23 protein-coding genes are annotated in these 20,895 nt (G+C 60.6%); 16 read left to right on the forward strand and 7 right to left on the reverse strand.

All coding sequences use genetic code 11. The annotated features are described in order from the left end of the window. Nucleotides 1-110: 110 nt before the first annotated feature. Together ACM6I6_RS08680 and ACM6I6_RS08685 are read right to left on the reverse strand one after the other, a co-directional pair. Nucleotides 111-614 carry a L,D-transpeptidase family protein gene (locus ACM6I6_RS08680; protein WP_274077241.1) on the reverse strand — a complete coding sequence of 168 codons (504 nt, stop codon included), beginning with the start codon at nucleotides 612-614 and terminating at the stop codon, nucleotides 111-113. 124 nt (nucleotides 615-738) lie between these two features. Continuing rightward, a complete protein-coding gene (locus tag ACM6I6_RS08685; protein ID WP_323605726.1) occupies nucleotides 739-1,290 on the reverse strand; it encodes an NUDIX hydrolase in 552 nt (183 codons plus the stop codon). A gap of 147 nt (nucleotides 1,291-1,437) precedes the next feature. Between ACM6I6_RS08685 and ACM6I6_RS08690 the strand changes: the two genes are divergently transcribed. The 5 genes from ACM6I6_RS08690 (at nucleotide 1,438) to purT (ending at nucleotide 4,721) form a co-directional block, all read left to right on the forward strand. Beyond that, on the forward strand, nucleotides 1,438-2,037 hold the full coding sequence (locus tag ACM6I6_RS08690; protein WP_274077239.1) for a CoA pyrophosphatase: 600 nt from the start codon (nucleotides 1,438-1,440) through the stop codon (nucleotides 2,035-2,037). Nucleotides 2,038-2,092: 55 nt separating this feature from the next. Next, complete coding sequence (locus ACM6I6_RS08695; RefSeq protein ID WP_274077238.1) at nucleotides 2,093-2,617, forward strand: gamma carbonic anhydrase family protein; 525 nt, start codon at nucleotides 2,093-2,095, stop codon at nucleotides 2,615-2,617. Beyond that, the gene (locus ACM6I6_RS08700) at nucleotides 2,614-2,829 is read left to right on the forward strand and encodes a DUF1289 domain-containing protein (protein ID WP_274077237.1); all 216 of its coding nucleotides are present in this window, start codon (nucleotides 2,614-2,616) and stop codon (nucleotides 2,827-2,829) included. Before ACM6I6_RS08695 ends, ACM6I6_RS08700 begins: the two co-directional genes overlap by 4 nt. 144 nt (nucleotides 2,830-2,973) lie before the next feature. Then, complete coding sequence (locus tag ACM6I6_RS08705) at nucleotides 2,974-3,441, forward strand: preQ0 transporter (protein ID WP_274077236.1); 468 nt, start codon at nucleotides 2,974-2,976, stop codon at nucleotides 3,439-3,441. 98 nt (nucleotides 3,442-3,539) lie between these two features. After that, complete coding sequence (gene purT / locus ACM6I6_RS08710; RefSeq protein WP_046820365.1) at nucleotides 3,540-4,721, forward strand: formate-dependent phosphoribosylglycinamide formyltransferase; 1,182 nt, start codon at nucleotides 3,540-3,542, stop codon at nucleotides 4,719-4,721. A gap of 229 nt (nucleotides 4,722-4,950) precedes the next feature. On the opposite strand, the gene ACM6I6_RS08715 is transcribed toward purT, so the two are convergent. The 3 genes from ACM6I6_RS08715 to ACM6I6_RS08725 form a co-directional block, all read right to left on the reverse strand. Next, nucleotides 4,951-6,267: an MFS transporter gene (locus ACM6I6_RS08715; protein WP_414919769.1), complete on the reverse strand. Its 1,317-nt coding sequence runs from the start codon at nucleotides 6,265-6,267 to the stop codon at nucleotides 4,951-4,953. 312 nt (nucleotides 6,268-6,579) lie between these two features. After that, nucleotides 6,580-7,824 carry a transporter associated domain-containing protein gene (locus ACM6I6_RS08720; protein WP_323605728.1) on the reverse strand — a complete coding sequence of 415 codons (1,245 nt, stop codon included), beginning with the start codon at nucleotides 7,822-7,824 and terminating at the stop codon, nucleotides 6,580-6,582. 12 nt (nucleotides 7,825-7,836) lie between these two features. Then, nucleotides 7,837-8,649, reverse strand: coding sequence for an inner membrane protein YpjD (locus ACM6I6_RS08725; protein ID WP_274077232.1), 813 nt, complete (start codon nucleotides 8,647-8,649; stop codon nucleotides 7,837-7,839). A gap of 195 nt (nucleotides 8,650-8,844) precedes the next feature. Here ACM6I6_RS08725 and ffh point away from each other — a divergent pair, with 195 nt between their 5' ends. The 10 genes from ffh (at nucleotide 8,845) to ACM6I6_RS08775 (ending at nucleotide 17,888) form a co-directional block, all read left to right on the forward strand. Then, the gene (gene ffh, locus ACM6I6_RS08730; protein ID WP_056726162.1) at nucleotides 8,845-10,221 is read left to right on the forward strand and encodes a signal recognition particle protein; all 1,377 of its coding nucleotides are present in this window, start codon (nucleotides 8,845-8,847) and stop codon (nucleotides 10,219-10,221) included. A 250-nt stretch (nucleotides 10,222-10,471) separates the two neighbouring features. Then, nucleotides 10,472-10,723, forward strand: a complete 252-nt coding sequence (gene rpsP, locus ACM6I6_RS08735; protein WP_003198088.1) for a 30S ribosomal protein S16 — start codon at nucleotides 10,472-10,474, stop codon at nucleotides 10,721-10,723. A 5-nt stretch (nucleotides 10,724-10,728) separates the two neighbouring features. Next, entirely contained in the window at nucleotides 10,729-11,265 is a 537-nt protein-coding gene (gene rimM / locus ACM6I6_RS08740) for a ribosome maturation factor RimM (protein WP_046820360.1), read from the forward strand. 2 nt (nucleotides 11,266-11,267) lie between these two features. Next, entirely contained in the window at nucleotides 11,268-12,020 is a 753-nt protein-coding gene (trmD, locus tag ACM6I6_RS08745) for a tRNA (guanosine(37)-N1)-methyltransferase TrmD (protein ID WP_046820359.1), read from the forward strand. Between the two features lie 45 nt (nucleotides 12,021-12,065). Then, complete coding sequence (rplS, locus tag ACM6I6_RS08750; protein WP_003175895.1) at nucleotides 12,066-12,416, forward strand: 50S ribosomal protein L19; 351 nt, start codon at nucleotides 12,066-12,068, stop codon at nucleotides 12,414-12,416. Between the two features lie 99 nt (nucleotides 12,417-12,515). Further along, the gene (gene xerD, locus ACM6I6_RS08755) at nucleotides 12,516-13,412 is read left to right on the forward strand and encodes a site-specific tyrosine recombinase XerD (RefSeq protein WP_168757294.1); all 897 of its coding nucleotides are present in this window, start codon (nucleotides 12,516-12,518) and stop codon (nucleotides 13,410-13,412) included. Between the two features lie 237 nt (nucleotides 13,413-13,649). Continuing rightward, the gene (gene dsbC / locus ACM6I6_RS08760; protein WP_008057812.1) at nucleotides 13,650-14,381 is read left to right on the forward strand and encodes a bifunctional protein-disulfide isomerase/oxidoreductase DsbC; all 732 of its coding nucleotides are present in this window, start codon (nucleotides 13,650-13,652) and stop codon (nucleotides 14,379-14,381) included. A 133-nt stretch (nucleotides 14,382-14,514) separates the two neighbouring features. After that, complete coding sequence (locus tag ACM6I6_RS08765; RefSeq protein WP_323609418.1) at nucleotides 14,515-15,819, forward strand: homoserine dehydrogenase; 1,305 nt, start codon at nucleotides 14,515-14,517, stop codon at nucleotides 15,817-15,819. A 104-nt stretch (nucleotides 15,820-15,923) separates the two neighbouring features. Beyond that, nucleotides 15,924-17,333 carry a threonine synthase gene (gene thrC, locus ACM6I6_RS08770; RefSeq protein WP_414919770.1) on the forward strand — a complete coding sequence of 470 codons (1,410 nt, stop codon included), beginning with the start codon at nucleotides 15,924-15,926 and terminating at the stop codon, nucleotides 17,331-17,333. A 267-nt stretch (nucleotides 17,334-17,600) separates the two neighbouring features. Beyond that, nucleotides 17,601-17,888, forward strand: coding sequence for a DUF3509 domain-containing protein (locus ACM6I6_RS08775; RefSeq protein ID WP_274077228.1), 288 nt, complete (start codon nucleotides 17,601-17,603; stop codon nucleotides 17,886-17,888). Nucleotides 17,889-18,057: 169 nt separating this feature from the next. On the opposite strand, the gene ACM6I6_RS08780 is transcribed toward ACM6I6_RS08775, so the two are convergent. After that, nucleotides 18,058-19,026, reverse strand: coding sequence for a TIGR02285 family protein (locus ACM6I6_RS08780; RefSeq protein WP_274077227.1), 969 nt, complete (start codon nucleotides 19,024-19,026; stop codon nucleotides 18,058-18,060). Beyond that, a complete protein-coding gene (locus tag ACM6I6_RS08785) occupies nucleotides 18,980-20,179 on the reverse strand; it encodes a CaiB/BaiF CoA transferase family protein (protein ID WP_406591646.1) in 1,200 nt (399 codons plus the stop codon). Before ACM6I6_RS08785 ends, ACM6I6_RS08780 begins: the two co-directional genes overlap by 47 nt. A 147-nt stretch (nucleotides 20,180-20,326) precedes the next feature. Between ACM6I6_RS08785 and ACM6I6_RS08790 the strand changes: the two genes are divergently transcribed. Next, nucleotides 20,327-20,869: a YaeQ family protein gene (locus tag ACM6I6_RS08790; protein ID WP_008057823.1), complete on the forward strand. Its 543-nt coding sequence runs from the start codon at nucleotides 20,327-20,329 to the stop codon at nucleotides 20,867-20,869. The last annotated feature ends 26 nt before the right edge of the window (nucleotides 20,870-20,895 follow it).

Here is a 20,895-nt window from a genome sequence, read left to right on the forward strand (position 1 = left end):
CGGGGAGCGTTCAGGATCTGGACAGGTCCTGGCCATTTGCCCGTTGCAGGCATGGCGCGTCGATCAGAACGGACAGCGTTCCCACGGCATGGGAACGCTTCTGCGGGATGTCAGGGGCGAATCTCGATCATCGTGCCGTCCGGCACCAGGTTCCAGATCTCGCGCATGTCCATGTTGCGCATGGCGATGCAACCGTCGGTCCAGTCCAGGGTGTGGAACAGGTGCTCGGGGTTTTCTTCGGTGTCCGGGGTGCCGTGAATCATGATCATGCCGCCGGGATCGACGCCTTCGCGTCGTGAGCGGGCGGAATCGCTGATGTTCGGATAGGAGATGTGCATGGCCAGGTTGAAGCGGTCGCTGACCTTGCGCCAGTCGATCCAGTAGAAACCTTCGGGCGTGCGTTTGTCGCCTTCCATCAGTTTCGGTCCCTGGGGCCTTTTGCCCAGGGAAATGCGATAGGTCTTGAATGGCTTGCCGTCGTTGATCAATTGCAATTGATGGGCAGACTTGAGAACCAGGATTTTCTCGATGACCTTGCCGTTCATGGGCTCCATGGCAGTAGCCTGGGACACCGTGACGAACGACAAGAAGAACAGGGCAAGCAACCAGCGCATTGAAACGATTCCCCAGGAGGTGTCGCGACTATATATCTATTTATAGGTGTTTTTGCAGGCGCTGCCGAGGGTTCGGCCGAGTTCGGACGATCTGTGCGCGCCTAACGATGATATCAAGATGACATCAACTGATGACAGGCTGGGCCAGCGGCGGGATCGATTCGGACCGCACGGGGTAGACCTCGGTCCGCCGGTCAGCGAAGAAGCATTCTAAGGTACGGCCAACCGTGCGGAAAGCCAGCTCGTCCCAAGGAATGTCGGCTTCGTCGAATAGTTGCACTTCCAGGCTCTCGGGACCGGCAGCAAAATCCAGGTCCGCAAGCTCGGCGCGGAAGAACACATGCACCTGGCTGATATGCGGCACGTCGATCAGCGTATAGATGCTCAGGTTGCGCACCCGCGCGCAGGCTTCCTCGGCGGTCTCGCGAATGGCCGCCTGCTCGATGGTCTCGCCGTTTTCCATGAAACCGGCGGGCAGGGTCCAGTAACCCCGGCGCGGCTCGATGGCGCGGCGGCACAACAGCACCTGGGTGCCCCAGGTCGCCACGCAACCGGCGACGATGTTGGGGTTCTGGTAATGGATGGTGTGACAGCTGTCGCAGACAAAACGCAGGCGTGAATCGCCTTCGGGAATGCGCTGGGTCACCGGGTTGCCGCACTGACTGCAAAATTTCATGCTTGGGTTCCTGAATGCTGCGCCTATCTTGGCGTGCGGCGGTGGCTGTCGGCAAGTTGTCGTTTCGCGACATGCCACTGTCCGGGGGGTTGGGCGACCTAAGCGATTAGTGCATGATGCAGGGTAAGGCACTGATCGAGAACACTCATGCTGGACGAGCTACTGCATCGGGTAAGTCACCACACACCGCGCACGCTGGAGACTGACCGACGTTTCCCCGAGGCCGCCGTCCTGGTGCCGATTACCCGCAGTGACGAGCCGGAGCTGGTGTTGACCCTGCGCGCCAGCGGGCTGTCGACCCATGGTGGCGAAGTCGCTTTCCCCGGTGGTCGACGCGACCCCGAAGACCCCGACCTTGTTTTTACCGCCCTGCGCGAAGCCGAGGAAGAGATCGGCTTGCCACCGGGACTGGTCGAAGTGATCGGCCCGCTGAGCCCGTTGATTTCCCTGCATGGCATCAAGGTCACGCCTTATGTCGGGGTAATTCCGGACTTCGTCCAATACCGCGCCAACGATGCCGAGATCGCCGCCGTGTTCAGTGTGCCCCTGGAGTTCTTCCGCGAGGACCCGCGCGAGCACACCCATCGCATCGACTACCAGGGCCACAGTTGGTACGTACCGAGTTACCGCTACGGCGAATTCAAGATCTGGGGTTTGACGGCAATCATGATCGTCGAGTTGATCAATCTGCTCTATGACGCGAAAATCAGCCTGCACTCGCCGCCTAAAAGCTTTATCAATACCTGAAGCCATCATTCGAATGGCCTGAACACGCCGCTGCCTGAGCCTTGAGGACAACACGATGAAATACCGCCTGGGCGACGCCCGTGTCGAGACCCACCCAGAGAGCTGGGTCGCTCCCAATGCCGTGCTGGTGGGCAAGGTCAAACTGGAAGAGGGCGCCAACGTCTGGTTCAACGCCGTGCTGCGGGGCGACAACGAACTGATCCTGATCGGCAAGAACAGCAACGTCCAGGACGGCACTGTGATGCATACCGACATGGGCTACCCGCTGACCATCGGTACCGGCGTGACCATCGGCCACAACGCCATGCTGCACGGCTGCACCGTGGGTGACTACAGCCTGATCGGCATTAATGCGGTGATCCTCAATGGCGCGAAAATCGGCAAGAACTGCATCATCGGCGCCAATTCATTGATCGGTGAAGGCAAGGAGATTCCCGACGGTTCGCTGGTCATGGGCTCACCCGGCAAGGTGGTGCGCGAACTGACCGAGGCGCAGAAGAAGATGCTGGAAGCCAGCGCCGCTCACTACGTGCACAACTCGCAACGTTATGCCCGCGACCTGGCTGAGCAGGAAGAATGACCACGACCGAACGACCAGTGCCATCGCCCTGCGTGAACATTTGCGCGCTGGACGACGATGACATCTGCACGGGGTGCCAGCGCACGGTGGAAGAGATCACCCGCTGGAGCCGGATGGACAACGAAGAACGGCGCAAGGTGTTGGGGTTGTGCCATGAACGGGCCAAGTCCAGTGGGTTGGTGTGGATGATTGGCAAGACACCTGGCAACTGAGGTGTGGCCATTGTAGGAGCGAGCTTGCTCGCGATGGACTCAAGACCACCGCGGGGAATCAGATTCCCCGCATTATCGTTAACGACTATCGCGAGCAAGCTCGCTCCTACAGTACCCTGTGCGCCAAATTGACAGGTGCCCCCCATGTTCTTCCTGATCGCCTACATCGGCAGCGTCGTGCTGACCAACTACGCCTTCTCCACCGCCCCGCACCTGGACATCATCTGGTCGGCGTGGGGTGGCCTGGTGTTCGTGTTGCGCGACATGGTGCAAACCCGCTTCGGGCACGGCGCGATTGCGGCAATGCTGGCGGCGCTGGTGCTGTCCTACATCACCTCCGATCCCTCCATCGCCCTGGCCAGCGCCACGGCGTTCGCGGTATCGGAGTGCATCGACTGGCTGGTGTTCAGTATCACCCGTCGTCCGTTGCACGACCGCCTGTGGATAAGTTCGGCCCTGAGCATCCCGCTCGATACCTTTATCTTCTTCGGCATGATCGACGCGCTGACCCCCGGTGTGATTCTCACCGCCCTGGGTTCGAAGTTCGCCGGCGTCACGGCCGTCTGGCTGATCATGGCCTGGCGCTTGCGCAAACAGGCGCTCGTCAGCTGAGCCAAACCCTGCGGTTCATGTAAAATGCCGCGCTTTCTCCCCATGGGAAGCGCGCCAGGCGCCGCATCCCTCGATGATCCGCTTCTTGAGGACTTGAGATGACCCGTATCGGAACTCCATTGTCGCCCACCGCGACCCGCGTATTGATGTGTGGCTGTGGCGAACTGGGCAAGGAAGTGGTGATCGAGCTGCAACGCCTGGGCGTTGAAGTGATTGCCGTGGATCGCTACGCCAATGCACCGGCCATGCAGGTGGCGCATCGCAGCCACGTGATCAACATGCTCGATGGCGCGGCCCTGCGCGCGGTGATCGAAGCCGAAAAGCCGCACTTCATCGTGCCGGAAATCGAAGCCATTGCCACCGCCACCCTGGTGGAACTGGAGGCCGAAGGCTTCACCGTCATCCCGACCGCGCGTGCCGCACAGCTGACCATGAACCGCGAAGGCATCCGTCGCCTGGCCGCCGAAGAGCTGGACCTGCCGACCTCGCCTTACCACTTCGCCGACACCTTCGAGGACTACAGCAAGGCCGTCGAGGATCTCGGTTTCCCGTGCGTGGTCAAGCCGGTCATGAGTTCTTCGGGCAAGGGCCAGAGCCTGCTGCGCAGCGTCGATGACGTGAAGACGGCCTGGGACTACGCCCAGGAAGGCGGGCGTGCTGGCAAAGGCCGGGTGATCGTCGAAGGTTTTATCGATTTCGATTATGAAATCACCCTGCTGACCGTGCGTCACGTCGGCGGTACCACCTTCTGCGCGCCGGTCGGCCATCGCCAGGAGAAGGGCGACTACCAGGAAAGCTGGCAGCCTCAGGCCATGAGCCCGGTGGCCCTGGCTGAATCCGAGCGCGTGGCCAAGGCCGTGACCGAGGCCCTGGGTGGCCGTGGCCTGTTTGGCGTCGAGCTGTTCATCAAGGGTGATCAGGTGTGGTTCAGCGAAGTGTCGCCGCGTCCGCACGACACTGGCCTGGTCACGTTGATCTCCCAGGACCTGTCGCAGTTCGCCCTGCATGCACGGGCGATTCTGGGCCTGCCGATTCCGTTGATCCGCCAGTTCGGGCCATCGGCCTCGGCGGTGATCCTGGTGGAAGGGCAGTCGACCCAGACTGCTTTCGCCAATCTGGGCGCGGCATTGAGCGAGCCGGATACGGCGTTGCGCCTGTTCGGCAAGCCTGAAGTGAATGGCCAGCGCCGGATGGGGGTTGCATTGGCTCGTGACGAGTCGATCGAAGCGGCTCGTGCCAAGGCGACCCGTGCATCCCAGGCTGTTGTAGTAGAGCTGTAAACCGCGGCGCGGCAATCGCCAGCAGGCTGGCTCCCACACTGATCGCATTCTGCCAGAAGGCATGCATTTCCATGTAGGAGCCAGCGGGCTGGCTCCCACACTGATCGCATTCTGCCAGAAGGCATGCATTTCCATGTAGGAGCCAGCGGGCTAGCTCCCACACTGATCGCATTCTGTCAGAAGGAATGCATTTCCATGTGGGAGCCAGCCTGCTGGCGATGACTGACTATCAGGCAACCCGATTCAAGTCGTTATTACGCGTCTCCTTCAGGCACAGCACGGCAATCAGGCTGAGCACCGCCGCCCCCGACACGTACCCGCCGACATAACTCAATCCGCCCATCGCTACCAGTTTCTGCGCGAAGAACGGTGCGGCCGAGGCCCCGACGATCCCGCCCAGGTTGTAGGCCGCCGATGCGCCGGTATAACGCACGTGGGTCGGAAACAGTTCTGGCAGCAGCGCACCCATGGGCGCAAAGGTCACGCCCATCAGGAACAGCTCGATGCACAGGAACAGCGCCACGCCCCAGGTCGAACCCTGGGTCAGCAGCGGTTCCATCAGGAAACCGGACAAGACCGCCAGCACACCCCCGATGATCAGCACCGGTTTACGCCCGTAACGGTCGCTGGCCAGGGCTGACAGTGGTGTGGCCGCGGCCATGAACAACACCGCGAAACACAGCAGGCCGAGGAAGGTTTCACGGGTGTAGCCGAGCGTCGCCACGCCGTAACTCAGCGAGAACACGGTCGAGATGTAGAACAGCGCATAGCACACCACCATCGAGCCGGCGCCCAGCAGCACTGGCATCCAGTATTGGCTGAACAGCTCCACCAGCGGGATCTTCACCCGTTCCTGGCGCGCCATGGCGTTGGCGAACACCGGTGTTTCGTGGAGTTTTAGGCGCACATACAGACCAACCATCACCAGCGCGGCGCTGAGCAGGAAGGGAATCCGCCAGCCCCAGGCGCGGAACTGTTCATCGTCCAGGCCCATGGCCAGGGTCAGGAACAGGCCGTTGGCCGCAAGAAAGCCGATGGAGGGGCCCAGTTGCGGGAACATGCCGAACCAGGCGCGCTTGCCCTTGGGCGCATTCTCGGTGGCGAGCAAGGCAGCTCCGCCCCATTCGCCGCCCAGCCCCAGGCCCTGGCCGAAGCGCAATACACACAGCAGGATCGGCGCCCAGGCCCCGATGCTGTCGTAACCCGGAAGTACCCCGATCAGCGTGGTGCACACGCCCATCAGCAACAAGGAGGCGACCAGGGTCGATTTGCGCCCGATGCGGTCGCCAAAGTGCCCGAACAAGGCCGACCCCAGGGGGCGTGCAAGGAATGCGATGCCGAACGTGAGGAAGGCCGAGAGCATCTGGGCCGTGCCGGAGGTCTGTGGGAAGAACACAGGGCCAATCACCAGCGCGGCGGCGGTGGCATAGACGTAGAAGTCGTAGAACTCGATGGCCGTGCCGATGAAACTCGCCGTGGCCACGCGGCTGGCGGAGTTCACCGGTTGCGCGGGGGTGGAGTCGTTATAGGTTGTGCTGGTCGTCATGCGGTTATCCCTGACAGTCATGGGCCCCAGTGGAGCGAATTATTATGGTCGATTACCCAGGGATGTGGGTGGAGGCGCGGTCGCTGTTCCAGGTAGGAACGGGCGTCGGTGTGTAGCGGACGTTTCTGGTGGTCAGGCCGGAACTTGCGGTGTGCGGGGTAAGCACGGGGCGGCGAGGCTTGGGTAAGCGACTCGATTATAGGAAGGTGGCTAACGATTCAACAAGTGCAAAAAGATCGCAGCCTTCGGCAGCTCCTCCAGGAGAGCGCGTTCCAATGTAGGAGCTGCCGAAGGCTGCGATCTTTTAACAATCTAGAGGGTGGGTAGAGCAGCGGGAGCCGGGTTGATATGCCAGATCAACACCCGAGTCACTCGATTGTCCTCAGTCTCAAGAATTTCCAGCCGATAACGACCGATTTTCAAGCACACAGGGCAGTCCGGGATAGTTTCCAATGCTTCTGTCACCAGCCCGTTCAGGGTTTTCGGGCCGTCGCTGGGCAGGTGCCAGCCGAGGCTCTTGTTCAGCTCGCGGATCGAGGCGGCGCCGTCGATCACCAGGCGGCCATCGGCCTGGGGATGGATATGCGGGTTGTCCAGGCTTTGCTGGCTTTCGAATTCCCCGACGATTTCTTCGAGAATGTCTTCCAGGGTAACGATGCCCAGAACCTCGCCGTATTCGTCGACCACCATGCCCAGGCGCCGCTGCTGCTTGTGGAAGTTCAGCAGTTGCAGTTGCAGCGGGGTGCTTTCAGGAACGAAATACGGTTCGCGACAGGCCGCCAGCAGCGCGTCCAGGGTCAGGCTGCCGTCGGGGAGCAAATGGCCGATTTGCCGGGTATTGAGCACCGCCTCGACCTGATTGATGTCGCTGTGGAACACCGGCAGACGCGTGCGCTGGTTGTGGCGCAGTTGCTCGATGATGTCTTCGATCGGGTCGTCGAGGTTGATCCCTTCGACCTCGCTGCGCGGTACCAGAATGTCGTTGACCGTGATGTTGTCCAGCGCATGGATGCCCGGCAGCGGGTGCGGGCGGCTGGCGGCTTGCTCGTGATGGTCGTGGCGCTCCAGCGCCGGCTCGTCTTCGCTCTGTTGCACGACATTGGCCTTGCGGGCGAACGGGCGCATCAGCAACTGGCTGATGGCATTGAGCAGCCAGGCCGCCGGGTAGATGAGCTTCAGTGGTATGGCCAGCAGGTTGTTGCCCAGTGCCAGGATCGCGTCCGGATGACGGACAGCGAGGGCGCGGGGCAGGTAGTCGGCGAGGATCAACAGCAGCGCGCCCGCGCCGAGACAGGCCAGCCACGGGCCGTTTTCGGCCCAGGTGAAAATCGCCAGCAAGGTACAGATGACCATCACCAGGGCGCGGCACAGGGTATTGCAGAAAATCAGGCTGACGAGGGGAAAGCTCAACCGGGCCAGCGGTTTGTCGCTGGCGCGCGAGGCGTTGCGCTGGGCCAGCAAATGCTGCTGCGCCGCTTCTATGGCAGTGAACAGCCCTGACCATAAAATCAGCAAGGCCACTACTGCAAGCATCGGCCCTATGGGCAAGTCGTCCATTATTGCCGCCCGTCAGATGTGCAGGATGTATTCGCGAACCAGCTTGCTGCCGAAATACGCCAGCATCAGCAGGCAGAAACCGGCCAGGGTCCAGCGGATGGCCTTGTGGCCGCGCCAGCCAAGGCGGTTACGGCCCCACAGCAGCACGCTGAAGACGATCCAGGCCAGGCAGGCCAGCAAGGTCTTGTGCACCAGGTGCTGGGCGAACAGGTTATCGACAAACAGCCAGCCGGAGATCAGCGACAGCGACAGCAGCGTCCAGCCGGCCCAGAGGAAGCCGAACAGCAGGCTTTCCATGGTTTGCAGCGGCGGGAAGTTCTTGATCAGCCCGGACGGGTGCTTGTGCTTGAGCTGGTGATCCTGGACCAGCAGCAGCAACGACTGGAACACCGCGATGGTGAACATGCCGTAGGCGAGGATCGACAACAGGATGTGGGCGAGAATGCCTGGCGCTTCGTCGATGATCTGCACGGTGCCGGCCGGGGCGAACTGCGCCAGTAGCGCGGTCAAGGCGCCCAGGGGGAACAGCAGGACCAGCAGGTTCTCCACCGGTATTCGTGAGCAGGCCAGCAGCGTCAGGGCGATGACCGCGGCGGCAATCAGGCTGGCGGCACTGAAAAAGTCCAGGCCCAGGCCAATCGGGGTCAGCAGGTGGGTCACCAGGCTGGCGCTGTGGGCCAGCACCGCCAGCACGCCGAGCGTAACCAGCAGGCGCTTGTTGGCCTTGGCGCCGGTGGCCAGGCGAGTGCCTTGATAGAAAGTCGCAGCGGCATACAAGCAGGCGGCGGCGAGGGTAGTAAGCAAACTGGGTGACAAGGGGAGCATAAGTCCTGTTAGGCAAGCCCGAAAGGCGCTGAGTTTGGCATAGAACCCACGCGACACGAAAGTGCGAGGTGTCCGCCAGACGCAGTCTTCGCTATAATCCGCGACCTGCCCACGCCGCAGGCTCGCCGAGCACACGTTTAGTCCGGTCTGGGCCGCCATTATCCCGGTCTACACAGGGCCTGAAAGGATCGCGCAATGTTTGAAAACTTAACCGACCGTCTCTCGCAGACGCTGCGCCATGTCACCGGCAAGGCCAAGCTGACCGAGGACAACATCAAAGACACCCTGCGCGAAGTGCGCATGGCGTTGCTCGAAGCCGACGTCGCCTTGCCGGTGGTGAAAGACTTCGTCAATTCGGTCAAGGAACGCGCTGTCGGCACCGAGGTGTCGCGCAGCCTGACGCCGGGCCAGGCCTTCGTGAAGATCGTCCAGGCCGAACTCGAAAGCCTGATGGGCGCGGCCAACGAAGATTTGAACCTGAGCGCCGTGCCGCCAGCGGTCATCCTGATGGCCGGTCTGCAGGGCGCGGGTAAGACCACCACCGCCGGCAAGCTGGCGCGCTTCCTTAAAGAGCGCAAGAAGAAGTCGGTCATGGTCGTGTCCGCGGACGTTTATCGTCCGGCGGCGATCAAGCAGCTGGAAATGCTCGCCGGTGAAGTGGGTGTGACCTTCTTCCCGTCCGACCTGAGCCAGAAGCCGGTCGAGATCGCCCAGGCAGCTATTAAAGAAGCAAAACTCAAGTTCATCGACGTGGTCATCGTCGATACCGCCGGTCGCCTGCACATCGATGAAGAGATGATGGGCGAGATCAAGGCGCTGCATGCCGCTATCAACCCGGTCGAGACCCTGTTCGTGGTCGACGCCATGACCGGCCAGGACGCCGCCAACACGGCCAAGGCCTTTGGCGACGCGCTGCCACTGACCGGTGTGATCCTGACCAAGGTCGACGGCGATGCCCGTGGCGGTGCCGCCCTGTCGGTGCGCGCCATCACCGGCAAGCCGATCAAGTTCATCGGTATGGGCGAGAAGAGCGAAGCGCTCGACCCGTTCCACCCTGAGCGTATTGCCTCGCGCATCCTCGGCATGGGCGACGTGCTCAGCCTGATCGAGCAGGCGGAAGCGACCCTCGACAAGGACAAGGCCGACAAGCTGGCCAAGAAGCTGAAGAAGGGCAAGGGTTTCGACCTCGAAGACTTCCGTGACCAGCTGCAACAGATGAAGAACATGGGCGGCCTCGGCGGCCTCATGGACAAGCTGCCGAACATGGGTGGCGTGAACCTGGCGCAGATGGGCAACGCCCAGGGCGCGGCAGAGAAGCAATTCAAACAGATGGAAGCCATCATCAATTCCATGACGCCGGCCGAGCGCCGTGACCCTGAGATGATCAGCGGTTCGCGCAAACGTCGTATCGCCATGGGCTCCGGCACCCAGGTGCAGGACATCGGCCGCTTGATCAAGCAGCACAAGCAAATGCAGAAGATGATGAAGAAATTCTCCGCGAAAGGCGGAATGGCCAAGATGATGCGCGGCATGGGCGGTATGTTGCCCGGCGGCGGCATGCCCAAGATGTAAAGAATCCGCGCCGGTCATCGCACCGGCGCAGACCCGCAAGGACGCGGGATCTACAGCAAACCCGCACTTGGCGGGAGCTGACTGGCCGTTTTAAACGACGGCTCTATAGCAAATCTGGATGGCGTCCGATAGGCCGCCGGAAAAAGTCATTTGCAAAAGTCCGGATATTCCTTAGAATATGCGGCCTTTCGGGCACCTATGCCCGCTGTGCCTTTAGATTTGCAGCACCGACTACAGGAACGATGTTCACATGCTAACAATCCGTCTTGCCCTTGGCGGCTCCAAAAAGCGCCCGTTTTACCACCTGACCGTAACCGACAGCCGCAACCCGCGCGACGGTTCGCACAAGGAACAGGTTGGTTTCTTCAACCCTGTTGCTCGTGGCCAGGAAGTTCGTCTGTCCGTGAACCAAGAGCGCGTAGCCTACTGGCTGAGCGTTGGTGCACAACCTTCTGAGCGCGTTGCTCAGTTGTTGAAGGAATCTGCCAAGGCTGCGGCCTGAGCAATATGAACGCGACGCCAGCTGTTGCTGATGATTTGATCGTTATCGGCAAGATTTATTCGGTTCACGGCGTTCGCGGCGAAGTGAAGGTGTATTCCTTTACTGATCCGATCAAGAACCTGCTGGAATACAAAACCTGGACGCTCAAGCGTGACGGCAATGTAAAGCAGGTAGAGCTGGTCAGCGGACGCGGGAACGACAAGTTCCTGGTCGCAAAGCTCAAGGGTCTCGATGATCGTGAAGAAGCTCGTCTTCTGGCCGGTTATGAGATCTGCGTGCCGCGCAACCTGTTCCCTGAACTGACCGACGGCGAGTACTACTGGTACCAGCTGGAAGGTCTCAAGGTCATCGACACCCTCGGGCAACTGTTCGGGAAGATCGATCACCTGCTGGAGACCGGCTCGAACGATGTAATGGTGGTCAAGCCTTGCGCTGGCAGCCTGGATGATCGCGAACGCCTGTTGCCCTATACCGAGCAATGCGTGTTGGCCGTCGACCTGGTCGCAGGCGAGATGAAGGTGGATTGGGATGCGGACTTCTAAGCGTGGCTAACTTGCGCGTAGAAGTGATCAGTTTGTTTCCCGAGATGTTCTCCGCCATCAGCGAGTACGGCATCACCAGTCGGGCGGTGAAACAGGGGCTGTTGCAGCTCACCTGTTGGAATCCGCGAGACTACACGACGGATCGACATCACACTGTGGATGATCGCCCTTTTGGCGGTGGTCCGGGCATGGTGATGAAGATCAAGCCCCTGGAAGATGCTCTGGTTCAGGCCAAGGCAGTCGCCGGGGAGGGTGCGAAGGTGATTTACCTGTCGCCCCAAGGCCGTCAACTGACTCAGTCGGCGGTACGCGAGTTGGCGAATCTGGATGCATTGATCCTGATTGCCGGCCGCTATGAAGGCATTGACGAGCGTTTTATTGATGCTCATGTCGATGAAGAGTGGTCGATTGGTGACTATGTACTGTCTGGCGGCGAGCTGCCGGCGATGGTCCTGATCGATGCGGTTACACGACTGCTGCCTGGAGCTTTAGGGCATGCGGACTCCGCCGAGGAAGATTCCTTTACGGATGGTTTGCTGGATTGCCCGCACTACACCCGACCGGAGGTGTATGCGGATCAGCGTGTTCCCGACGTATTGCTAAGTGGCAATCACGCGCACATCCGGCGTTGGCGTTTACAGCAGTCCCTTGGTCGGACCTATGAACGACGCGCCGATCTTCTGGAAAGCCGCTCGCTTTCTGGAGAAGAGAAGAAGCTGCTCGAGGAATACATCCGCGAGCGGGACGATAGTTAACAACGTATCGATGGTAGATCCGACGATTTACCTTAGGAGCACAGCATGACTAACAAAATCATCCTTGCACTCGAAGCAGAGCAGATGACCAAAGAGATCCCTACCTTTGCCCCGGGCGACACCATTGTCGTTCAGGTGAAAGTGAAGGAAGGCGACCGTTCGCGTCTGCAAGCGTTCGAAGGCGTTGTAATCGCCAAGCGTAACCGCGGCGTAAACAGTGCATTCACCGTGCGCAAGATCTCCAACGGTGTTGGCGTAGAGCGTACTTTCCAGACCTACTCCCCGCAAATCGACAGCATGGCTGTCAAGCGTCGCGGTGACGTACGTAAAGCCAAGCTGTACTACCTGCGCGACCTGTCGGGTAAAGCAGCTCGCATCAAGGAAAAACTGGCTTAAGTCCAGCTTCCGATGCAGAAAAAAGCAGCCTACGGGCTGCTTTTTTGTTGCCTGCGATTTATCTTCCCTGGCCGTACTGTCGGCCTTGCCTGAGTCTTTATGCCTGCCATCGATCATCCCTTGATTGACCAGTTTCTCGACGCGCTGTGGCTTGAGAAAGGTCTTTCCGATAACACCCGCGATGCCTATCGAAGCGATCTGGCCCTGTTCAATGGCTGGCTGCAGGAAAAAGGCCTGGAGCTGCTCAACGCCGGGCGCGAATTGATCCTCGATCACCTGGCCTGGCGCCTGGAGCAAAACTACAAGCCCCGTTCAACGGCCAGATTTCTCTCTGGCGTGCGCGGCTTCTATCGCTATCTGCTGCGGGAAAAGCTGATCGCTGTCGATCCGACGTTGCGCATCGATATGCCGCAACTGGGCAGGCCGTTGCCCAAGTCCTTGTCGGAAGCTGATGTGGAAGCGCTGCTGAAAGCACCGGATCTGAGCGAAGCCATCGGCCAGCGCGACCGCGCCATGCTCGAAGTGCTTTACGCCTGCGGTCTGCGGGTGACGGAGCTGATCAGCCTGACGCTGGAGCAGGTCAATCTGCGCCAGGGTGTGCTGCGCGTGATGGGCAAGGGCAGCAAGGAGCGGCTGGTGCCGATGGGCGAGGAGGCGATCGTCTGGGTCGAGCGTTATTTGCGCGACGGTCGTGGCGAGCTGCTGGGCGGGCGGCCCAGCGATGTGTTGTTCCCCAGTCAGCGCGGCGAGCAGATGACCCGCCAGACGTTCTGGCACCGGATCAAGCACCAGGCCAAGGTCGCCGGCATCGGCAAATCGCTGTCACCGCATACATTGCGCCATGCCTTCGCTACGCATTTGCTCAACCACGGCGCCGATTTGCGGGTGGTGCAAATGCTGCTCGGCCACAGCGATCTGTCGACTACCCAAATCTACACTCACGTTGCGCGGGCGCGTTTGCAGGATTTGCACGCCAAACACCACCCCCGCGGTTGACGCCGTCCCCCTGTAGGAGCTGCCGCAGGCTGCGATCTTTTGATCTTAAAGATCAAAGTCAAAAGATCGCAGCCTGCGGCAGCTCCTACAGGGGGGGTGTGATGTCTTGTATCAGGTGCATTCGGCCACACGAACCTTATGTGGTAGGCTTTGCCAGTTTGCACGATGGGCGTTTATGACCCGGTGTTTCGGCACTGGCGTTCTGAGCGTCTCATTTGTCCGCCTTCAGGAGTTCTCATGCGTTTGACCCAGATTTTCGCCGCCGCCGCCATCGCGTTGGTCAGCACCTTTGCTGTCGCCGATGACGCGGCCGATAAAGCCATTCGTAAAAGCCTGGAAAACCTCCAGCTCGAAGTACCGGTAGAAAGCATTTCCGCCAGCCCTCTGCCAGGCCTGTACGAAGTCAAGCTGCAAGGCAGCCGCGTACTCTATGCCAGCGCCGACGGCCAGTACGTGGTCCAGGGCTACATGTTCCAGCTCAAGGACGGCAAGCCGGTCAACCTGACCGAGAAGACCGAGCGCCTGGGTGTTTCCAAACTGGTCAACGCCATCCCCGTCGCGGAAACCGTGGTGTACCCGGCCATTGGCGAAACCAAGTCGCACATCACCGTGTTCACCGACACCACTTGCCCGTACTGCCACAAACTGCACGCCGAAGTGCCGGAGCTGAACAAGCGCGGCATCGAAGTGCGTTACGTGGCGTTCCCACGCCAGGGCCTGGGTTCGCCGGGTGACGAGCAACTGCAGGCGGTCTGGTGTTCGAAAGACAAGAAGGCGGCCATGGACAAGATGGTCGACGGCAAGGAAATCAAGGCCGCCAAGTGCGATAACCCGGTATCCAAGCAATTCGCCCTCGGCCAGTCGATTGGCGTGAACGGCACGCCGGCCATCGTTTTGGCCGACGGTCAGGTCATTCCGGGCTACCAGCCGGCGCCACAAGTCGCCAAACTGGCGCTCAGTGCCAAGTAATTCGTATCGTCACGGTCAGCCGTTGACGAGCGTGGCCCGGCGGCAGTTCCAGCCGGGCCATCAATAGAGAGCCGCGAGTTTGCGGCTGTTTTCACGGCCGGCCTCGAGTCGGCCGTTTTATGGGGAGTTCACAGTGAAACCGGTCAAAGTAGGCATCTGTGGGTTAGGGACCGTCGGTGGCGGTACCTTCAACGTACTTCAGCGCAACGCCGAGGAAATTGCTCGTCGTGCCGGGCGTGGAATCGAAGTGGCACAAATTGCCATGCGCACGCCAAAGCCTCAGTTCCAAACGACCGGTATTGCGATTACCACCGATGTCTTCGAAGTGGCCACGAACCCTGAGATCGACATCGTCATAGAGCTGATGGGCGGCTACACCGTTGCCCGCGAGCTGGTACTCAAGGCCATCGAGAATGGCAAGCATGTGGTCACCGCGAACAAGGCGCTTATCGCCGTTCACGGTAATGAAATTTTCGCCAAGGCACGCGAGAAGGGCGTGATCGTTGCGTTCGAAGCGGCCGTGGCCGGTGGCATTCCGGTGATCAAGGCGATCCGTGAAGGCCTGTCCGCCAACCGCATCAACTGGGTGGCCGGCATCATCAACGGCACCGGCAACTTCATTCTCACCGAGATGCGCGAGAAGGGCCGGACCTTCGAAGACGTGTTGGCCGAAGCGCAAGCCCTGGGCTATGCCGAAGCCGACCCGACCTTTGACGTTGAAGGCATCGATGCGGCGCACAAGCTGACGATCCTGGCGTCCATCGCATTCGGCATTCCGCTGCAGTTCGACAAGGCCTACACCGAAGGCATCACCAAGCTGACCACCGCCGACGTGAACTACGCCGAAGCGCTGGGTTATCGCATCAAGCACCTGGGCGTGGCACGCAGCACCGCCGCGGGTATCGAGTTGCGCGTGCACCCGACGCTGATCCCGGCCGATCGCCTGATCGCCAACGTCAACGGCGTGATGAACGCGGTGATGGTCAACGGCGACGCCGCCGGTTCGACGCTGTTCTACGGTGCCGGCGCCGGCATGGAGCCGACCGCTTCGTCGGTGATCGCCGACCTGGTGGACGTGGTTCGCGCCATGACCTCGGACCCGGAAAACCGCGTACCGCACCTGGCCTTCCAGCCGGATTCGCTGTCGGCGCACCCGATCCTGCCGATCGACGCCTGCGAAAGCGCGTACTACCTGCGGATCCAGGCCAAGGACCATCCGGGCGTTCTGGCCCAGGTGGCCAGCATCCTGTCCGAGCGTGGCATCAACATCGAGTCGATCATGCAGAAGGAAGCCGAGGAGCACGACGGCCTGGTACCGATGATCCTGCTGACCCACCGTGTGGTGGAGCAGCGCATCAACGATGCCATTCAGGCACTGGAAGCTCTGCAGGGCGTGGTTGGCCCGGTAGTCCGGATTCGCGTCGAACATTTGAATTAACACAGCGGCAAGCGGCAAGCGGCAAGCTACAAGTGAAAAGCGGCTCTGCTTTTACTTGCAGCTTGAAGCTTGCAGCTTGAAGCCCAAACCGAAGGTTTGCCCCTATGCGCTACATCAGTACCCGCGGCCAGGCACCGGCCCTGAATTTCGAAGACGTCCTGCTGGCAGGCCTTGCCACCGACGGCGGTCTGTACGTCCCGGAAAACCTGCCACGCTTCACCCAGGAAGAAATCGCTTCCTGGGCAGGCCTGCCATATCACGAGCTGGCTTTCCGGGTGATGCGCCCGTTCGTGACCGGCAGCATCCCGGATGCCGATTTCAAAAAAATTCTTGAAGAAACGTACGGTGTGTTTTCCCACAACGCCGTGGCACCGCTGCGCCAGTTGAACGGCAATGAGTGGGTGCTGGAACTGTTCCACGGCCCGACCCTGGCGTTCAAGGACTTCGCCCTGCAACTGCTCGGTCGCCTGCTCGACTACGTGCTGGAAAAGCGCGGCGAGCGCGTGGTTATCGTCGGCGCCACTTCCGGCGATACCGGCTCGGCTGCGATTGAAGGCTGCAAGCACTGCGAAAACGTCGACATCTTCATCCTGCACCCGCACAACCGTGTTTCCGATGTGCAGCGTCGGCAGATGACCACCATTTTCGGTGAGAACATCCACAACATCGCCATCGAAGGCAACTTCGATGACTGCCAGGAAATGGTCAAGGCGAGCTTCGCCGACCAGGGCTTCCTCAAGGGAACACGCCTGGTGGCGGTGAACTCGATCAACTGGGCGCGCATCATGGCCCAGATCGTCTACTACTTCCACGCGGCCCTGCAGCTGGGCGGTCCGGCGCGTTCGGTGGCGTTCTCGGTGCCAACCGGTAACTTCGGCGACATCTTCGCCGGTTACCTGGCGCGTAACATGGGCCTGCCGATCAACCAGTTGATCGTCGCCACCAACCGCAATGACATCCTGCACCGCTTCATGAGCGGCAACCAGTACGTCAAGGAAACCCTGCACGCGACCCTGTCGCCGTCGATGGACATCATGGTGTCCTCGAACTTCGAACGCCTGCTGTTCGACCTGCACGGTCGCAACGGCGCGGCGATTGCCGGGCTGATGGACAGCTTCAAGCAGGGCGGCGGTTTCAGCGTCGAGCAGGAGCGCTGGACTGAGGCGCGCAAGCTGTTCGACTCGCTGGCCGTGGACGATGCGCAAACCTGCGAAACCATCGCCGAAGTCTTCGAGCAGACCGGCGAAGTACTGGACCCGCACACCGCGATCGGCGTCAAGGCCGCACGGGAATGCCGTCGCAGCCTGGATATCCCGATGGTGATCCTGGGCACGGCCCATCCGGTCAAGTTCCCGGACGCCGTGTTGAAAGCTGGCGTAGGAAAAGCCCTTGAGCTTCCTGCGCATCTTTCTGATCTGTTTGGACGAGACGAGCGTTGCACCGTATTGCCGAATGACCTCAAGGCCGTGCAGGCCTTTGTCAGCCAGCATGGCAACCGCGGTAAGCCTTTGTAACAGGCAAACCTTGTCACACAAGAAAGCCCGTCTCCTGACGGGCTTTTCTGTTGGTGCATTCCAAATTGCCGGCAGTCGTCGCGGATGAATACGGGGCAGGCTTGACGCTGTTGTTTTTTCTCTGTCATCTTCAGCGTGCATGCTCTATCGACCAGAGGCGCAGGTTCACCTGCACTCGGTCTTCAGAACTTTCTACCCGGGCCAGCGGTCATTTACTGTACACACGCCCCCAGGCACTTTGTTTTCGGACTATTGAGTGGTGATCGGATGGAAAGTATCAGTCTCTTGCTCGGTGAGGCTCTGAGCCCGTACCAGGTGACGTTGACCCCGTCGGGCATTCACGGTGAATGCCGGGTGACATTGAAGAACGCAATCGGCGCCATAGTGGTCGATCGGGCGTTCAACCAGGCACAGTTGAGCGACAAGCGCCAGCTGACGGATGTGGTCGACGGCTTGCACCGCGACGTGCTGATTGCTGAAGGACGCCTGGAACCCTGTGTCATCGCGGCGTTGCGCAATGCCGCACAGGACAAGCTGCTGGCCAGCCGAAATTGAATTGTCGGATGTGGGAACCTTCCTGCATCCCCATCGTCAGACCTAGTAACAGCAAGATCAAGCATTGTGCTCCGGTGCTTGCCGCTTGCCGTTACGGGTCCTTGAAAAGACCACGTTTAACCCCGAGTCGTCTCCCCACTTCTCGGGGTTTCTTTTTGCCCGGAAATTGTCAGTAGCCGCTCTGGTGCTCGAAAAAATCCCTGGCCGCTTGCAGGTAGTCGCTGCGACTTTGCGGGTCGAGCCAACCGGCGTACGCCTCGCTCAAGTGATCCCGGGGCAGGGCACGCAGCAGCTGGTTGATCTCGACGATCGCCTGGCGGCCCTGGGGCGTGTTGGTGCAGCCTATGTAGCCGGACAGGTACTTGCCGGTGCCACGAATCGGGAAGAACTCCAGTTCATCTTCAGCGATGCCTTGTTGCTGCGCCTGATAACGAATTTCCGGGCGATAGCCCAAGAGCAATTGCAGGCGACCCAGGCGTTGCATCTGCAACAGGCTGCCCAAGGCGTCGTTGCCGTAGTGCGAGGTCAGCACCTTGCCCGGCGCCTGCTTGAGCAAGGTGTCGAGAAAGTCGCCGTAGTTGCGTTCGGCAACAATGCCCAGCGTCACGCTGCCGGTGGCCAATAGAGCCGCCAAGTCCACCTCGCCATCCTTGAGGAACGGCGTCAGTACTTCCCGATCATTACGCCGTATGGCCAGGCCATTGCTCATGGCGCGAAAAACCGGGAGGGAAAAGGCGATCCAGCTTTCGCGCTCCTTGCTCCAATTCAGCGCCGCATCGCAGGTGAGGGCCGGTTCGTGGAGCATCTGCAAGCCACGGGCTCGATTGACCTTCAGCACACTGTGCTGGTACTGCGGCATGCCGGCGATCAGTTGGCGGAGCAGTTGGTCGATGACCCCCTGGCCTTTTTGCGGGCCGTCGAAAATGAACAGCGGTGGTAGATCGCGTTTCAGCCAGACCAGGGAATCCTTGGCCTGCGCCGATACCGGCGCGGCCAGGGTGATGATCAGCAACAGGCTCGCCAACGCGCCCAGGCGCCGGCCGTCCAGCAACAGGCAGGGTTTGATGAGTCGCGCAAACAGACGCTTGAGCTCAGATGGCTCCGTCTTTGCGCAGCTGTGCAATCTGCGACGCGTCATAGCCAAGTTCCTGGAGTACCTGGGTATTGTGCTCGCCCAGTTGTGGCCCGACCCATTCACAATCACCGGGTGTCTCTGAGAGTTTCGGCACGATCCCCGGCATCTTGAAGTCCTTGCCATCGGGTAGCTTGGCCTGCAGGAACATTTCCCGGGCGAGGTACTGTGGATCGCTGAACATGTCTTCGGCGCTGAAGATTCGGCTGGCCGGTACATCGGCCTGGTTCAACAGCTCGATGACGCTGTCCAGGGGCAACGAATTGACCCAGCGATCGATCACCCCGTAGATTTCGTCGCGACGGCTGTCGCGGCCGTCGTTACTGGCCAACTGCGGGTCGTTGGCCAGGTCTTCCCGGCCGATGATCAACATGAAACGCTTGAAGATCGCGTCGCCATTGGCGCCGATCTGTACATGTTTGCCATCGGCACTGGTGTGGATCGAGGAGGGTGTGATGCCCGGCATGATGTTGCCGGTGCGTTCGCGAATGAAGCCGAACACGTCGAACTCCGGCACCATGCTTTCCATCATGGCGAAGATCGCCTCGTAGAGCGCCACGTCCACCACTTGCCCCGCACCGCCATTGACCTCGCGGTGACGCAGGGCCATGAGCGCACCGATCACGCCCCACAGCGCGGCTATCGAGTCACCGATGGAAATCCCGGTGCGTACTGGCGGCCGGTCCTCGAACCCGGTGATGTAGCGCAGGCCGCCCATGGATTCGCCGACCGCGCCAAACCCGGGTTGGTCCTTCATCGGGCCGGTCTGACCGAAGCCCGAGAGGCGCACCATGACCAGCTTGGGGTTCAGCGCATGCAGCACATCCCAACCCAGGCCAAGCTTTTCCAGCACGCCGGGGCGGAAGTTTTCGATCAGGATGTCCGCTTCGCTGAGCAGTTTTTTCAGGATCTCCAGGCCGTCCGGGTGCTTGAGGTTCAGTGTCAGCGACTTTTTATTGCGTGCCTGGACGAACCACCACAGCGAGGTGCCCTCGTACAACTTGCGCCATTTGCGCAATGGATCGCCGCCGTCCGGCGATTCGACCTTGACCACATCGGCACCGAATTCAGCGCAGATGCGCGAGGCAAACGGGCCGGCGATCAAGGTACCCAGTTCGATGACTTTCAGACCTGAGAGCGGTTTGGCAGAAGACGGCATGCGGGTTCCTGTAGGACAAAGATTGAGCGAGTACAGAGTTTTAACATAGCCGACTGTCAGGCGCCCAAGGGAGATCTGCTTCTATTCGTTGATTGGCGGCTGCATCGGTTAGACTTGCCGCCTTTCCCCGTATCAAGAAGCCCGTTCATGGCCCAGCCGTCCACGACCTACAAGTTTGAACTGAACCTCACCGACCTCGATCGCAGCGTCTACGAGTCCGTCAAGCAGACCATCGCCCGCCACCCTTCGGAAACCGAAGAGCGCATGACCGTGCGCCTTTTGGCCTACGCCCTCTGGTACAACGAGCAGCTGTCGTTCGGCCGTGGTCTGTCAGACGTGGATGAACCGGCCCTGTGGGAAAAGAGCCTGGATGACCGTGTCCTGCACTGGATCGAAGTCGGCCAGCCGGACGCCGATCGCCTGACCTGGTGCTCGCGCCGCACCGAACGCACCAGCCTGCTGGCCTACGGCAGCCTGCGGGTCTGGGAAGGCAAAGTGATCCCGGCGATCAAGAACCTGAAAAACGTCAACATCGCGGCGGTTCCCCAGGAAGTCCTGGAAACCCTGGCCAAGGACATGCCCCGCGTCATCAAGTGGGACGTGATGATCAGCGAAGGGACGATTTTCGTCACCGACGACCGTGGTCAGCATGAAGTCCAGTTGCAGTGGCTGTTGGGCGAACGCGGCTGATCAGTCGCGGCCTCACCGGTTTTATC

Source organism: Pseudomonas sp. IT-P218 (assembly GCF_949767605.1).
GTDB lineage: Bacteria > Pseudomonadota > Gammaproteobacteria > Pseudomonadales > Pseudomonadaceae > Aquipseudomonas > Aquipseudomonas putida_AE.